The 13,738-nt window shown below is 71.0% G+C and carries 14 protein-coding genes and 1 tRNA gene; 9 read left to right on the forward strand and 6 right to left on the reverse strand.

Annotated features, from left to right (window positions below):
* Positions 1-53: 53 nt before the first annotated feature.
* The 5 genes from ACN6LB_RS07450 (at position 54) to ACN6LB_RS07470 (ending at position 3,271) form a co-directional block, all read left to right on the forward strand.
* Positions 54-308, forward strand: a complete 255-nt coding sequence (locus ACN6LB_RS07450; RefSeq protein ID WP_445025077.1) for a chaplin — start codon at positions 54-56, stop codon at positions 306-308.
* Positions 309-507: 199 nt separating this feature from the next.
* Complete coding sequence (locus tag ACN6LB_RS07455) at positions 508-1,005, forward strand: DUF5949 family protein (protein ID WP_356133058.1); 498 nt, start codon at positions 508-510, stop codon at positions 1,003-1,005.
* 227 nt (positions 1,006-1,232) lie between these two features.
* A complete protein-coding gene (locus ACN6LB_RS07460) occupies positions 1,233-1,748 on the forward strand; it encodes a hypothetical protein (RefSeq protein ID WP_356133060.1) in 516 nt (171 codons plus the stop codon).
* A gap of 208 nt (positions 1,749-1,956) precedes the next feature.
* Complete coding sequence (locus tag ACN6LB_RS07465) at positions 1,957-2,421, forward strand: tyrosinase cofactor (RefSeq protein WP_445025078.1); 465 nt, start codon at positions 1,957-1,959, stop codon at positions 2,419-2,421.
* Positions 2,405-3,271, forward strand: a complete 867-nt coding sequence (locus ACN6LB_RS07470) for a tyrosinase family protein (RefSeq protein ID WP_445025079.1) — start codon at positions 2,405-2,407, stop codon at positions 3,269-3,271. The genes ACN6LB_RS07465 and ACN6LB_RS07470 overlap by 17 nt, the downstream gene beginning before the upstream one ends.
* 101 nt (positions 3,272-3,372) lie before the next feature.
* Here the strand turns inward: ACN6LB_RS07470 and ACN6LB_RS07475 are convergent, their stop codons facing one another.
* On the reverse strand, positions 3,373-3,681 hold the full coding sequence (locus tag ACN6LB_RS07475) for a chaplin (protein ID WP_356133065.1): 309 nt from the start codon (positions 3,679-3,681) through the stop codon (positions 3,373-3,375).
* A 192-nt stretch (positions 3,682-3,873) separates the two neighbouring features.
* Here ACN6LB_RS07475 and ACN6LB_RS07480 point away from each other — a divergent pair, with 192 nt between their 5' ends.
* The 3 genes from ACN6LB_RS07480 to ACN6LB_RS07490 all read left to right on the forward strand — a co-directional run bounded on the left by ACN6LB_RS07480 (position 3,874) and on the right by ACN6LB_RS07490 (position 6,055).
* Positions 3,874-4,485: a DUF2087 domain-containing protein gene (locus tag ACN6LB_RS07480; RefSeq protein WP_445025080.1), complete on the forward strand. Its 612-nt coding sequence runs from the start codon at positions 3,874-3,876 to the stop codon at positions 4,483-4,485.
* Between the two features lie 115 nt (positions 4,486-4,600).
* Positions 4,601-5,230, forward strand: a complete 630-nt coding sequence (locus ACN6LB_RS07485; protein WP_445025081.1) for a hypothetical protein — start codon at positions 4,601-4,603, stop codon at positions 5,228-5,230.
* Positions 5,231-5,260: 30 nt separating this feature from the next.
* Positions 5,261-6,055, forward strand: coding sequence for a YcnI family protein (locus ACN6LB_RS07490; RefSeq protein ID WP_445025082.1), 795 nt, complete (start codon positions 5,261-5,263; stop codon positions 6,053-6,055).
* A gap of 179 nt (positions 6,056-6,234) precedes the next feature.
* Here ACN6LB_RS07490 and ACN6LB_RS07495 read toward each other — a convergent pair whose 3' ends face one another.
* The 4 genes from ACN6LB_RS07495 to ACN6LB_RS07510 form a co-directional block, all read right to left on the reverse strand.
* Positions 6,235-7,644: a Cys-Gln thioester bond-forming surface protein gene (locus ACN6LB_RS07495; RefSeq protein ID WP_445025083.1), complete on the reverse strand. Its 1,410-nt coding sequence runs from the start codon at positions 7,642-7,644 to the stop codon at positions 6,235-6,237.
* Between the two features lie 353 nt (positions 7,645-7,997).
* Positions 7,998-8,507, reverse strand: coding sequence for a single-stranded DNA-binding protein (locus ACN6LB_RS07500; RefSeq protein ID WP_445025084.1), 510 nt, complete (start codon positions 8,505-8,507; stop codon positions 7,998-8,000).
* Positions 8,508-8,752: 245 nt separating this feature from the next.
* Complete coding sequence (locus ACN6LB_RS07505) at positions 8,753-10,906, reverse strand: GTPase (RefSeq protein ID WP_445025085.1); 2,154 nt, start codon at positions 10,904-10,906, stop codon at positions 8,753-8,755.
* 5 nt (positions 10,907-10,911) lie between these two features.
* Positions 10,912-12,519, reverse strand: a complete 1,608-nt coding sequence (locus ACN6LB_RS07510) for a dynamin family protein (protein ID WP_445025086.1) — start codon at positions 12,517-12,519, stop codon at positions 10,912-10,914.
* A 309-nt stretch (positions 12,520-12,828) separates the two neighbouring features.
* Between ACN6LB_RS07510 and ACN6LB_RS07515 the strand changes: the two genes are divergently transcribed.
* Positions 12,829-12,904, forward strand: a tRNA-Arg gene (locus ACN6LB_RS07515).
* Positions 12,905-13,026: 122 nt separating this feature from the next.
* Here ACN6LB_RS07515 and gntA read toward each other — a convergent pair.
* On the reverse strand, positions 13,027-13,738 hold a 712-nt coding region (gntA, locus tag ACN6LB_RS07520; protein WP_445025087.1), incomplete at its 5' end, for a guanitoxin biosynthesis heme-dependent pre-guanitoxin N-hydroxylase GntA.

Consider the following 13,738-nt stretch of genomic DNA (forward strand, 5'->3'; position numbering starts at 1 on the left):
GCCTCGCCGAGCCGTCCATAGGCTGGGGAAAATTCCCGAGGAAAGGGCTGACGATGAACACTGCCAAGAAGGCCGCTCTGATTTTCGCCGCCGCCGGAATGGCCGCGGGTGCCGCCTCGGGCAGCGCCTTCGCCCACAGTGACGGTGGCGGCGCCAGTGCCGAGGGTGCCGCGGTCAAGTCCCCGGGTGTCGCCTCCGGCAATGTCGTCCAGGTTCCGGTGGACGTTCCGGTCAACGTCTGCGGCAACACCGTCGACGTCATCGGCGCCCTGAACCCGGCGTTCGGGAACACCTGCGTCAACCGCTGACGTCCTTCCCGGATTCGCCCGGACAAGTGGCGCCGTTCGCACGCCGAAAGGGTCGGTTCCGCATCCGCGGAATCGGCCCTTCGTGCCATGTGGCGCTGTTCGATATCCGTCCCTCGTTCGTGTGGTCACCCCGTCGGATATCGCCCGGTCGGGTGAGAAAGCGGCCGGGCGTATTCAGTCGCGTCGATAGGGTTTTGCGGTGACCTCAACCTCAAGCGAAACGCGCCCTCTTCGAGCCGGCGATCTCGGCACGCTCGCCGTGATGGCGTTCAGCGGCGAAGCCCCTGACGGCGACATGCCCTACCTCCTCGCCTACTCCCTAGGTGACGGCGAGAACGGCCCGGAAGGCTCTTCGGAAGCCGTCACGCAGTTGCTGCGCGACAACGGGCTGCCCGTCGGCGACAAGCTCGTCGACGGCTCCCGGCACCCGAGCCTGCCGCTCACCCTCCTCGTCGAGGCGGGCCAGGCCGTCGTCAACATGCCGCACCTCAACGCCCAGTGCATCGTGCCGCCGGAGTGGCTCGCCGCCGTCGGCGAACGCGGCTACGCCTACTTCCTGTTCGCCACCCGCGCCTGGCCCGACGCCGTGCCCGGCCGGCCCGTCGCCCCGGAGAGCCTGACCGCCTTCGCCGGCGACGAGGAAACCCTGACCAGCGCCGCCCACGTCCTGCTGCCGGCACGCAGCCTGCGCGGCTGATGGTCCGGGCCACGGCCTGAGCCGGTCGCCCCGGCGGCACCCACGAGGAGCGACCAGGCCTCGGCCCTCGGGTTCCCCGGCCCGAAGCTGGGCCTGGTGGCGTACGGCATCTCCACCGGTCCTACTACTGCATCACTCGGGGGAATCTTGAACTGATGCCGTTCTCAGGATCGTTACTCGGTACGCACGCAGAGCCCCCATGAATTCCGAAAGGGACCGTACCTGAGATGAAGCCGACCACCCGAGGAACCCTCGCCGCCGTCATCACCTGCGTGGCGGCCGCGGCAGGTGCCGCCGCGACCCCCGCCGTCGCGGCGGGCTCGGTCCCCGTTCCCGTACCGCTGGACGGTGTGGAGAAGTCCCTCAACGTGCAGCTGCCCAAGGTCGGCGGAGAGCTGCCGCTGCTTGTGCCGGGCAAGCCCGAGGGGCCGCAGTACGTCGAAGGGCGCCTGATCCCGCAGGGGGTCGTGCCGCAGCTGCCGCTCAGCGGCGGGCTGCCCGGCGCGGGACTGCGGGCGCCGCTGCCGCACGTCCTCGGCGACGGCTCCGACCATGTCGAGGTCGGCGCCCCCGCGTCCGACCTCCGCACGCTGACCCCCGGGCTGTCCCTGGACACCCCGCTGACCCCGCCGAACCCCGACAACTTCGGCCTCCCCGACCTGAAGCTCCCGCAGGCCGCCGTCCTCGGCCCCGTGCTGCAGACGGTGCCGGCCGCGAACCTGGGGCTCGCGGGAGGCGCGTAGTCCCCGGCCCACCGGGCCTGACGTCCTGCGGGCCGTGCCGTCGCAGGGTCCGCTGCCCGGCTCCCGGGCGGTCACCGTTACTGAACACGACGAGGAGAGAACATTGTTCGTCAGCAGAGTGTCGGTGAGTACGTCGGCGGGTTCGGCGAATCCGGTGGGTGCAGTAAGCCCGGTGGGTCCGGTGGGCCACGTAGGTCAGCAGAGTCCCGTGGGGTCCGAACGTCCGGTCGACCCCGAGGACAGAAGCCGCCGGTATGTGATGCGCGGAATGGTGGCCCTGGTCGTCGCCGCGGCCGCGATCCCGGTCGTCGCGGCCTCGCGCCCCCCGGTCGCCGACGACATCGTGGCCGACCCGCCTGACACGACGGACACCTTCGAGGAGACCTATCGCGGCCGCCTGATCCGCGGGACCTGGGCGGGCACGGGCCGGGCAAGCTATGACGCGGGGGAGTGGCAGGTCACCGTGGACGGGCGGCCACTGCACCTGATGCGCCGCGCGGACGGCACGTACCTGAGCATGGTGGACCACTACCAGTCGTACCCGACACCGCTCGCCGCCGCCCGGGCCGCCGTCGACGAACTCGGGCCCGCGGAGCACCTGCGCGCCATGGGCCCGAGCGGGGACGAGGGTGGTCGTTCCAGGGACGGGGGGCACCGTGGCGTACACGCGTAAGGACGTCAGTACCCTCACCGTCGCGGAGCGGCGGCGGTTCGTGGGCGCGATGCTGGAGATCAAACGCCGTGGCGAGTACGACGAGTTCGTGCGGACGCACATCGACTACTACGTCGCCGACGGCGACGGCGGACTGCGCGCCGCCCACATGGCGCCGTCCTTCCTGCCCTGGCACCGCAAGTTCCTGCTGGAGCTGGAGCGGGCACTGCGGCGCGTGGACTCCGGCGTGAGCGTGCCGTACTGGGACTGGACGCGGAACCGCACGCCCTCCTCCGCGCCCTGGACCAAGGACCTGCTCGGCGGCAACGGGCGGCGCTCCGACCACCGGGTCATGACCGGCCCCTTCGCCTACGGCAACGGGAAGTGGACGATCAAGGAGGGCGTGACCGACGTCAAGTTCCTCACCCGGGACTTCGGTCACCCCCAGGATCCGCTCGAACTGCCCACCCGTACCGAGCTGTCACGGGCCCTGGACGATGCCGTCTACGACACCTCGCCGTGGGACTCCACCTCCACGAAGGGCTTCCGCAACCGCCTCGAAGGATGGGGCCGGGGGAGCGGCAGCGGTGCGTGGGGCAACCACAACCGCGTCCACCGCTGGGTGGGCGGGCACATGCTCGGCGGCGCCTCGGTCAACGATCCCGTCTTCTGGCTGCACCACGCCTTCATCGACCTCCAGTGGTCGCTGTGGCAGCGTCGCCACGGGGGCGCCCGCTACCTCCCCGCGAATCCGCCGGGCCCCGGCAGTTCGCAGTACGAGCGGATCGTCGCCCGGCACGAGGGAATGCCGCCGTGGAACGTGACGCCGGACCAGATGGAGGACGTCGGCCGGATCTACCGTTACGCGTAGCGCGCGCCATGGCCCGGGACGGGCGGGCGGAACGGGAAGGGCGGGTAGTGCGAGGCCCCCGGCGGTGGAACCGCCGGGGGCCTTTCCGCGCTTACGACGAATCAGTTGCCGTAACCGTAGCCCGAGGGGCCGGGGTGACCGGGGTGGCCCGGGTGGCTGGGCTTGTGGCCGCCGTCGTTGACACAGGTGTTGCCGAAGGCCGGGTTGAGCAGGCCGATGACGCTGACGGTGTTCCCGCACACGTTGACCGGGATGTGGATCGGGACCTGGATGACATTGCCCGACAGGACGCCGGGCGAGCCGACGGCCTCGCCCTGAGCACCCGCGTCCGCCAGGGCCAGGCCGGCCCCGCTGAGCACCACGGCACCCGTGCCGAGCGCGACACCGGCCGCCTTCGCGATGCGAGACATCACGTTCTCCTTTGATTCGGTGAGTGCGGCTGCTCGAACGCGACCGCACTCCCCTTCAACGCGCCCGCTCACCACTGGTCACGGACTTCCTCGGGGGATCACCCGTTCCGAACAGGCCCTTCGTTCGCACGGCCCTTCGAACCCCGGCAAATTCGCTTCGGACCACGAGGTACCTCAACTAGCCTCCGAACCATGGCAACCGACCCATTGATCCGTCTGTTCGCCGAGGAGCGCAGGGTTCTGGCTTTCGCCGCCGTGGCCCTCGGCGCCGACACGCCGGAGAAGGTCGCCGAGCACTCCGGGCTGTCCCCGAGGGAGGCAGCGGAGGCCCTGCGGAAGCTCCAGGACCGGCAGGTCGTCACGGTGGAGGCCGACGGGAGACTGGCCGTCGCGTATGGGCACCTGCGCGAGCTGGCCCGGAATAATGCCGCGCAGCCTTCGGCGGAGACCGCGGGGGCTGCGGAGAACGCGGAGCGCAGGGAGGGCGCGAAGGGTGCACATGGCCCGGAGGGCTACGGCTACGGTGACGAGCAGACCGAAATGGTCCTGCGGACCTTCGTGCGCGAGGGCCGTCTTGTGCGGCTGCCCGCCCGGTGGCAGCGCAAGCTGGTCGTCCTCCGGTACATCGCCGAGCAGACGTTCGAGCCGGGCGTCGAGTACCCGGAGCGCACCGTCAACGACAAGCTGCGCGCCTGGTGCGAGGACGCGCCGGTCGACCATGTGACGCTGCGGCGGTACCTGGTGGATCTGCATCACCTGCAGCGGCAGTACGGCTTCTACTGGAGGCCCGCCGCCGCGGCCTGAGCGCTGGGGCGGCCCGGGCTGTCGGCCGAAGAGACGCACGGGGCCCCGCCCGTTCCTGTCGGCTCCCGGGGAAGTTGCGACAGCTGTTCGCTTCGCGTGGGAGTATCTGGGCTCCATGAGTGCGTCACCGGCGGTACGGAGCCTGCGCGCGGCGGTGTTCGCCGTGCTGTGTGTGCTGCTGGCTGCCGGGGGCCACGCTCTGGCGTCGGGGCAGGCGCCGCCGTTGTGGGTGGACGCCGCCGGGTTCCTTCCCGTCTTCGCGGCCGGTGTCCTGCTGGGCGGCCGGGAACGCTCGCTCATGGGCATCGGCTGCGGCATGCTGGCCGCCCAGGCCGGGCTGCACCTCGCCTTCGAGGCCGCCGAGTCGCGCATGCGCACCCCCATGGTCATGCACGGGGCGTCCATGGCGCAGGCGCATATGTCTCACGGACACGCGGTGCGCGCACACATGGCACACCCGCACGCCTTGGTGGCCCACGCCACCGCCGGTCATGTGGCGGCCGCACTCCTCGCGACCTGGTGGCTGCGGCGCGGCGAGGCCGCACTCTGGTCGCTGCTGCGGCGGGCAGCGGTGCTCGTGCCGGGGCTCGCGGCCTGGTGGCGGGTGCGGACGGCGCCGCCCCAACCCCTCGTGCCGGGTGGCGCCTGCCGAGGTGTGGTCGCTCTGCGGCCGTTCCAGCAGGTGCTGCTGCGGCACGCCGTCTCCCGGAGGGGGCCGCCGGCAGGGATCCCGTACACGCCCTGACCGCCTTCACACCAGTACGGAGTTCCCCTGATGTCCCCGACACGCACCACCCTGCGCCGGGCCGGTCTCGTCGCCGCCCTCACCACGGCCGGCGTCCTGGCCGCCGCAGGCGCGGCCTTCGCGCATGTGACGGTCCACCCCGGCAGCTACGCCAAGGGCGCCACGGACGGCGTCCTGACCTTCCGCGTCCCGAACGAGGAGGACACCGCCAGCACCACGAAGGTGCAGGTCTTCCTGCCGACGGACCACCCCGTCCTCGGCGTACTCGTCACGCCCGAAGAGGGCTGGACGGCGAAGGTGACGACCAAGAAGCTCAAGACCCCCGTCAAGACCGACGACGGCACCATCACCGACGCCGTCTCGGAGATCACCTGGACCGGCGGGCGGATCCGGCACGGCGAGTACCAGGACTTCAACGTCGCCTTCGGTCAACTCCCGGACAACGCCGATGAGTTGACGTTCAAGACGCTGCAGACCTACTCGGACGGCAAGGTCGCCCGCTGGATCGAGGAGGAGACGAAGGGCGGGGAGGAGCCGGAGAACCCGGCACCGGTTCTCAAGCTCACCGCCAAGTCCGCCGATTCCGCCGAGGACGGAGGGGGCACCTCTGACGAGTCCTCCGGTTCGGGTACCGCCTCGTCGTCCGACTCCGGCACCGACTCCGCCTCGGGTTCCAGCCCGGCGGCCAAGAGCGATGCTGCGAGCAGCGATTCGGACAGCGACTCGACGGCTCGTGGCCTGGGCATCGCCGGCCTCGTCGTGGGTGTTCTCGGTCTGATCGCGGCCGGGATCGCCATCGCGCGAGGTCGAGGCGCCCGCTCCTAGCGGGGCGTTACCGGTCTCGGGAGGAGCGCGGCCCCGGACGCCCTGAGGGGCGGGCCGGGGCCGCGTGCTCACGGAGCCACCTGCGGTCGCTCACTGTTGAGTTGCCAAGGTGCAGTGGTGCGGTGCTGCTCGGTTCCGTCACTCCTGCCTGAATCCCTGACACGCCGGTCCTGGGGGTGTCAGTCCTGCGTGGGCGCCTTCTTCGTGCGGACGAAGAGCACTGCCGCGCCGCCGAGGACGACCAGGCCGATGGCTACGCCCGCGATGATCGGCGTCGCGCTGGAACCGCCGGTCTCGGCGAGGTTGGTGTCGCCCGTGGCGGTGCCGCCCACGGTGGCCGGGCTCGGCTCGCTGAGGGTCTGGGTCGCGTCGCCGCCCGCGCTGCCCTGCGTCCGGCAGTCCAGTACGCCCTTGAACCGCTTCTCGAACCCGTCCGGCCCCTTGATCGTGAAGTCGTACGCCTGGTCCTCCTGCAGCGGGATCGTCACCGTCTGGGACCTGCCGGCCTCGATGGTGTGCTCGATCCCCATCAGCTCGAAGGTGAACGCCGCGTCGCCCTTATTGGCCGCCGTGATGTCCACGCCGTTCTTGGCGCAGTTCTTCTCGGCCGAGAGCGCGGGTATCGCGCCCTTGTCGGCCCAGGTGGCGGTCGCCGTCGCGGAGACAGTCGACTCGCTGGAGCCCGCGAGGATCTGCGTCTGGCTGCGGGTCTCCGAGGCGAAGGCACGGCCGACCGGCACGGTCGTCGACGCCTGCACGGTCAGCGCGGCGGAACCGTCGGCGCTGTCCTTCGGTATGTCGAAGTACAGGGCACTGCCGTTCACGGCGGAGGTGATCGCCTTGCCGTTCCTGTCGACGATCTTCACTCCGTCGGCCATGGCATCCGCGGGCGGCGTCACCGTCACGCTGTCCGCGTTGGTGCGAACCCTGACCGGGCCCAGCTTCCCGCCGGCGTGACCGGAGACCGCGGGCGGGTCGAGGGTCAGTGAGGCCTTGGGCTCGGCGAGACTCCGCGCGCTCTTCTGCAGATAGTCCGCGAGCTTCTCCGCCTGTGGGCTCACCGCGTCGACGTCGGCGCCGTCCGAGTACCGCCAGATGGCGACCTGGGTGCCGGCTGCCGCGTCCTGCTCGGTGAGTCCGCTCGCGCCCGCTTTCCGGGCCAGCGCGGCGAGGTCGTTCACCTGCGGATAGGAGTTCTGCAGGATCCAGCGGATCTTGCCCGCGTCCGCGTTGCCGTTCAGCGACGTGCCGCTCCAGGGGGTCTCCTGGTACTTGGCGTCCTTCTGCGTCGGGTTGTGGATGTCGATGCAGTAGGTCTGCAGCGTGCCGCCGTTGTCGACGGACATCTCGAACAGCCCCGCCGAGACCTGCTGGTCCGCGCCGCCGTCATGGATCACGGCAGCGCCGTACGTCTTCAGACCGCCTATGGTCGCGGTCGCGCCGCCCAGGTTCTGCGGCGTCTCGTCGGCGACGGCTGTGCCCGCGGTGGCCAGTGCACCGGCGGTCACGAGCCCGGACGCCAACGTCGCGGCGGCGAGGCGGGCGGCCAACCGCCTGCGCGCGGACAACGCAGAGAACGAAGAAAACACAGAATTCCCCTTCGAGCAGGACCCGTTGACATGGGGGGATGGTCCCGCCAGCAGAATCAGAAGCCCCGTGAGCTATGCCCGGCATCCTAAGGAAACGGCGCACCACACTCCCCAGTCATGCCATCGGATAACCGATCCGAGCCGGAATCGTTATCGCTCGGCACGCCTGTGAGCTGCGCCTATCGACAAATCCATGGGGGATCGTTCCGAACGTATTCGCCGATAAGCCGCAGTTCGCTCAGGGTTCACTCGGCCTGTGCGGCAGGTGCTCGCATGACGTCATGAGGTCATGTCGACTGCCGCGCGCACCAGTCGAGTTCATGATTCTGCTGGGCGGAGACCTGCTCCTGACGTCACGTCACCCCGGCTGGCTCCGGCTCCTGTTGGGCCGACAGATGCGGTGGGGAGCCGGGTTCCGATGGGGATGCAGGTTCCGATTGCTGAGTCTGCGGGTCCGTCTCCCAACTCGGCTCCGGCCGGGCCGGCGAGGCCACCGCCGTATCCCCCTTGGACGCTCGCCGGAACGCCGACGTACCCCGCGACAGGTCGTGTCCGATCGACACCGCGTCCACGTCGGCCGACGTCCAACTCTGGCCGTCGCGCAGCTCGGTGCGGACTTTCAGCCGTCCGTGCACGACCACCGGATCGCCCACGGACACCGACGCCCCCACGTTCGTGGCGAGCGACCGCCTGGCCCACACCGTGAAGAAGTTGGTGTGGCCGTCCGTCCACGTGTTCTTCTCGCGGTCCCAGTACCGCGCCGTGACCGCCAGCCGGAACCTCGCCGACGCCCCGTTCGCCAGTTCCTTGTACACCGGCTGCGTAGCCACGTTCCCCACCACGCACACCATCGTCTCGTTCATCGCGGACCCCTCTCCCGTACGGCTGCGTCTGTCCCGTGCTCTCGCGGCGAGCGCATCGGCGCATCGGCGTATCTGCGCACCAGCACATCTGCGCATCGAGTGCATCTCGTGCCTGCATCCGCTGCGATCGCCGCGAGTTCAGACTGCCTCCGCCCGGCCGGGCCCGCTGAGCGCTGTGGGCTACCGGCCGGTTGTGGAAAACCGCGCCACCCGTGTGGGTGGCGCGGCTGACCCGTCCCGACTCGTCAGACAGGCGTGGACACCCCCATGACCCGCCCGTACTGCTCGCGCACCTCCCGGTACCGCAGAAGTTCCGCCGCCACCGGATCCAGTACCCGTGCCCTCCCGCAGCCGGCCGCGGCCTCGCGCAGCCGTCGTTCCGCCTCCAGCCCGTACCGCCGAGCGGGCCCGCGCGCCGCCATCCTGCTGCTCCACTCGACCACCGGACCGCCGATGATGCCCGTCACCATCAGCAGCACCGGGACCCCGAGATTCGGCGACATGAAACCGATGATCTGCGCCACCAGCCACAGCCCGCCCACGACTTGCAGGATCGTCATCGACGCCTGCGCGAGGACGGCGACCGGCCACCAGCCGGGCCGCGGCGGCCGCCCCACCGGTGTCGTGGCGCGCGCCGCCATCTCGTCCAGCGCCTCGGGCAGCCCCTGCGCCCCGCGTACGGCCGCCTCGCGCACCGCCTGCGCCCAGGGGGCCGGGAGACCACGAGCCGCACGGTCCGCCACCGTACGCACGGCCTGCTCGACGCGCTGTCGCGCCGTGGCCTCCTCGTCCTCGGGCGCCCGCACGGCCAGGCGACCCGTCGGAGGTTCACGCCGGTCCTCGTACCACCGCCACAGCCGCAACCAGGGGGTGCCGCAGGCGCGGTTGGCGTTGCGCAGCCACGCGCGCTCGGACGCCTCGCCCGCCGCGGTGGCGCCCACGGCGTCCGCGAGCCGGTCCGCGAACTCGCCGCGGGCCTCCTCGCTGAGCCCGGTCCGGCGCCCGGTCGCGTAGACGGGCCTCAGGCGCATCGCGGCGGCGTCCAGGTCGGCGGAGATGCGGCGCGCCGCCGCCCCCCGCTCGGCCAGGAACTGGCCGAGGGACTCGCGCAGTTCGCCGACGCCGTCCCCGGTGAGCGCGGACAGCGCGAGTACGGTCGCGCCCGGCTCGCCGTACTCCCCGAGCGCGATGCCGTCCTCGTCGAGCAGCCTGCGCAGATCGTCGAGGACCTGATCGGCGGCCTCACCCGGCAGCCGGTCCACTTGGTTGAGGACTACGAAGGTGACCTCCGCGTGGCCCGCCATGGGCCGCAGATAGCGCTCGTGGAGGATGGCGTCCGCGTACTTCTCGGGATCCACGACCCAGATGACCGCGTCGACGAGCGCCAGGATGCGGTCCACCTGCTCGCGGTGCTGGGCGGCCGCCGAGTCGTGGTCGGGCAGGTCGACGAGGACCAGCCCGCGCAGCTGCGCCTCCGCCTCGGCGCTCTGAAGCGGACGCCTGCGCAGCCGTCCCGGGATGCCGAGTCGGTCGATGAGGGTCGCGGCGCCGTCGCTCCAACTGCACGCGATGGGTGCGGCGGTCGTCGGCCTGCGCACCCCCGTCTCCGAAATCGCCACCCCCGCGAGCGTGTTGAAGAGCTGCGACTTGCCGCTGCCCGTGGCTCCCGCGATGGCGACCACCGTGTGCTGGCCCGAGAGCCTGCGCCGCGCCGCCGCCTCGTCGAGGACCTGGCCCGCCTCGGCGAGTGTCCTGCTGTCGAGCCGGGTTCGGGAGAGCCCCACCAACTCGCGCAGCGCGTCGAGCCGTGACCTCAGGGGGCCGTCGTACGCGAGAGGGGGCACGACCTGCGCGGCGGAGGGCCTGGTGTCCACGGCCACGCTCTGCACGGCCTCCGTGGAGGCGGCCGTCTCGGAGACGCGGCGCGCGATGAGTCCGTCGTCCCAGGCGGACTCGGACTCGGGCTCCGCGCGGGGCGGGGAGTCCTGGGTCGACGGATCGGGTTCTGACGCGGCGGGGGTGGGGGGTTCGGCGGGCTGGACAGGCTGGGCGGGCTCGGTGGATCCGGCCGTTGCAGCCGTTGCAGCCGTTGCAGCCGTTGCAGCCGTTCCGGACGATTCGGCGGATTCCGCGGAATCGGTCTCCACGCGCGCGTGCTCGTCGCCTTCGCGGTCGTCGGCGTCCTCGGAGCTGATCCCTTCGGAGTGGGCCCCTTCGAAGCCCGCCTCTTGAAGAGGTGTGTCCTCGGCTTGAAGGCGGGTGTCCTCGGCGCGCTCGGCGTCGGAGGGCGCGCCGCCCGGGGAGTCGTCCCTGAGGCGGCCGTCCCCGGGGGAGTCGGCTCCCGGGGAGTCTCCTCCGGTGTGGTCGGCGTGATCCGTGCGGTCAGTGACGGCAGTCACCGCGGTCACCTCTCCTTCTGCAGTACGGACAGCGCGGCGATGAGTTCGGCCTGGGGTTCTGCGTGTACGTCGAGTGCGTCGAGCGGGGCGAGGCGGCGCTCGCGCTCGGTGTGCAGGGTCTTGTCGAGGTAGTCGGTGAGCAGCCGTCCCCCTCGGTCGCGCAGCCGCAGGGCGCCGTGCGCGCCGATGCGTTCCGCGAGCCCCTCGCCCGCGCTGCGCGCCCTGCGCCCGCCCAGGAGGGCGGTGGCCACCAGCGCGGCGACCACCTCGGTGTCCGGAGCGGAGCCCTTGTCGAGGTCGCGCACCTCTTCCTCGGCGTACTCCTCAAGGACGCGCCGCCAGCGCCGTACGGCCATCCCGATCCGGTGTTCGGCGCTCTCGGCCGTCGGCTCATGGCCGGTCAGCTCCGGTGCGCCTGCCGCCGGTTCGCGCCGCCAGGCCTCGTCCACGCGCTCGTCGGCTGCCGTGACGGAGCACAGCAGCAGCGCGCTCAGGCTCTCGACGAGCGCGTCGAGCAGTTCACGGGCGGAGCAGTCGAGCGGGTAGGCGCGCCACCGCTTCAGCGCGTCTCCGGAGAGCACGGCCCCGGCCTGCAGACGCGCCTTCACGCGCGCGTGCTCGCTGTCGTACGCGCTGTCCACGGCGGCGGTGAGCCGCAGGGCCGCCGCGTACTGCGCGGCTGCGGCGCCGGCCAGTTCGGGCATCCGCGTGCGCAGCGAGTCGAGGACCCCGTGCGCGGTACGGGCCATCGCCTCGTGCCGGGCTCCTGGGTCCTGCGTCTGGTGCATGAGCCAGGTACGCAACGGCGCGACCGCGGTCGCGGGCAGCAGCCCGCCGCCCCAGGCGGACTCGGGCAGCTCGGGCACGGTGAAGCGGGGCACCTCGCCGAGTCCGGCCTTGGCGAGCAGGGCGCCGTACTGCCGGGACACCTCCGACACCACCTGGTGGGGCACCCGGTCGAGCACGGTGATCAGGGTCGCCTTGTGCTCCTTGGCCGTACGCAGCAGGTGCCACGGCACGGCATCGGCGTACCGCGCGGCCGTGGTGACCATCACCCAGATGTCGGCAGCGCAGATCAGCTCGGCGGCCAGGACCCGGTTGTCGGCCACCAGGGAGTCGATGTCAGGCGCGTCGAGGAGGGCGAGGCCGCGGGGCAGGGTGTCGGCGGTCTCGATCCGCAGCACGCGTTCGCCGCGGTCGGTGAGCGCGGGCAGGTCGTCACCCGGCTCCTGATGGGGCATCCACACGCGCGTGAGGTGCGGCAGCACCCGCATCCCGCTGAACCAGTGATGGTCCTCCGGGTGGCACACCAGCACCGGTGTTCGTGTCGTGGGCCGCAGCACCCCCGCCTCGCTGACCCGCCGTCCCACAAGGGAGTTGACCAGCGTCGACTTCCCGGCGCCGGTGGAGCCGCCGATCACGGCCAGCAGGGGGGCTTCGGGCTCCCTCAGCCGGGGCACCAAATAGTCGTCGAGTTGTGCGAGGAGTTCGTCGCGGTTGGCACGCGCGCGTGGAGCGCCTGCCAGGGGCAGCGGAAAGCGTGCGGCGGCGACACGGTCGCGCAGGGCGGAAAGTGCGTCGAGCAGCTGAGGCCGTACGTCCAAGGTCACCACATGCGAAGAATGCCCAATTTTGGAGGCTTTCTGAAGCATATGAGTATGTCTGCGCGCCGACAGGACACAGGGGACGGAAGGGACGACTGGGGCGCAGGCATAACGAGTGCACAACACCCGATGCGCGAGACGCCAAAAGCGGTGCACGATTCGTACCTGCCTGCGATTATCAGGACCGCTTCACCGAACCTCCACATCGAGCCACGGAGGAGAAGCACCAAGGGCAAGGACGCGGGAGCCCTATCCTTGTCCCGGCAAGGTCACGGATCAGCCCACACCCGGGCACCAGGACACAGGCCACCACACCCGGCCCCCGTAGCTCAGTGGATAGAGCAGGCGCCTTCTAAGCGCTTGGCCGCAGGTTCGAGTCCTGCCGGGGGCGCCACTGAGTGCCCTTCCTTCGGGGAGGGCCTTTTTTGCTGTTCAGGGGTGTTTGGTTGCCGTCGGTCGCGGTCCGAAAGTTGTCCGGAAACGTAACGGGCGCAAGTGGTCGGCGGGGCAGGGGAGTCAATGGGCTCCGTTTGCGCGGGAGTCGGGGCCCGGTGGAGTTCGGGCGGTGAAGGGGCAGGTCCATTCCGGGGCGGTCATACGGCCGCTGTAGTGGCGGGCTTCGTCCCGGTAGGTGGCCAGGCTGGGGTTCATCGCGCCGTGGAACTCCTGTTCGCGGGCCCTGATCTTCTTGCGGAGCTTGAAGAACCTGAGGCCCATGGCGTTGAACTGCAGGTGGGAGTTGAAGACCAGCGCCGGCAGTTCGAGGCGGCGGCTCGGGCGGGACGCTCCCGGGTGCAGGCCCACCACGAAGAAGGGGTGGCCGGACACGGAGAAGGCGAAGTAGGGGGACGCGGGGTCGGAGTCGTACTGGCCGGTCCATCCGTGTTGCACGCTGTCCCGGTCGTGCATGCCCTGCAAGTGCCGCCAGACCGCCTGCTCGAAGATCTCCTCGGAGGTGTCCGCCAAGCCGTCGAACGTCGCGACGAACGACGAGAAGCTCCGCGGGCCGGGCTCGAACGACTTCAGGAACTCCCGTACTCCTTCCAGGTGGTTGATGACGCCCGCCGTGCCGCCGAGCTCTCCGCAGTGCCGGTGGACGATCGTGTCGCGCTTCAGGGCCGCCTTGGCACCCAGGCAGACGAAGTCGTCGCGACCGATGAACTCCGTAAGGGCTGCCTGCGCTCTCCGCGCGGCTTCCGCATCCCGTCGGCGGTGGTCCTGCGCAGGA

Source organism: Streptomyces sp. SAS_270 (genome assembly GCF_052543295.1).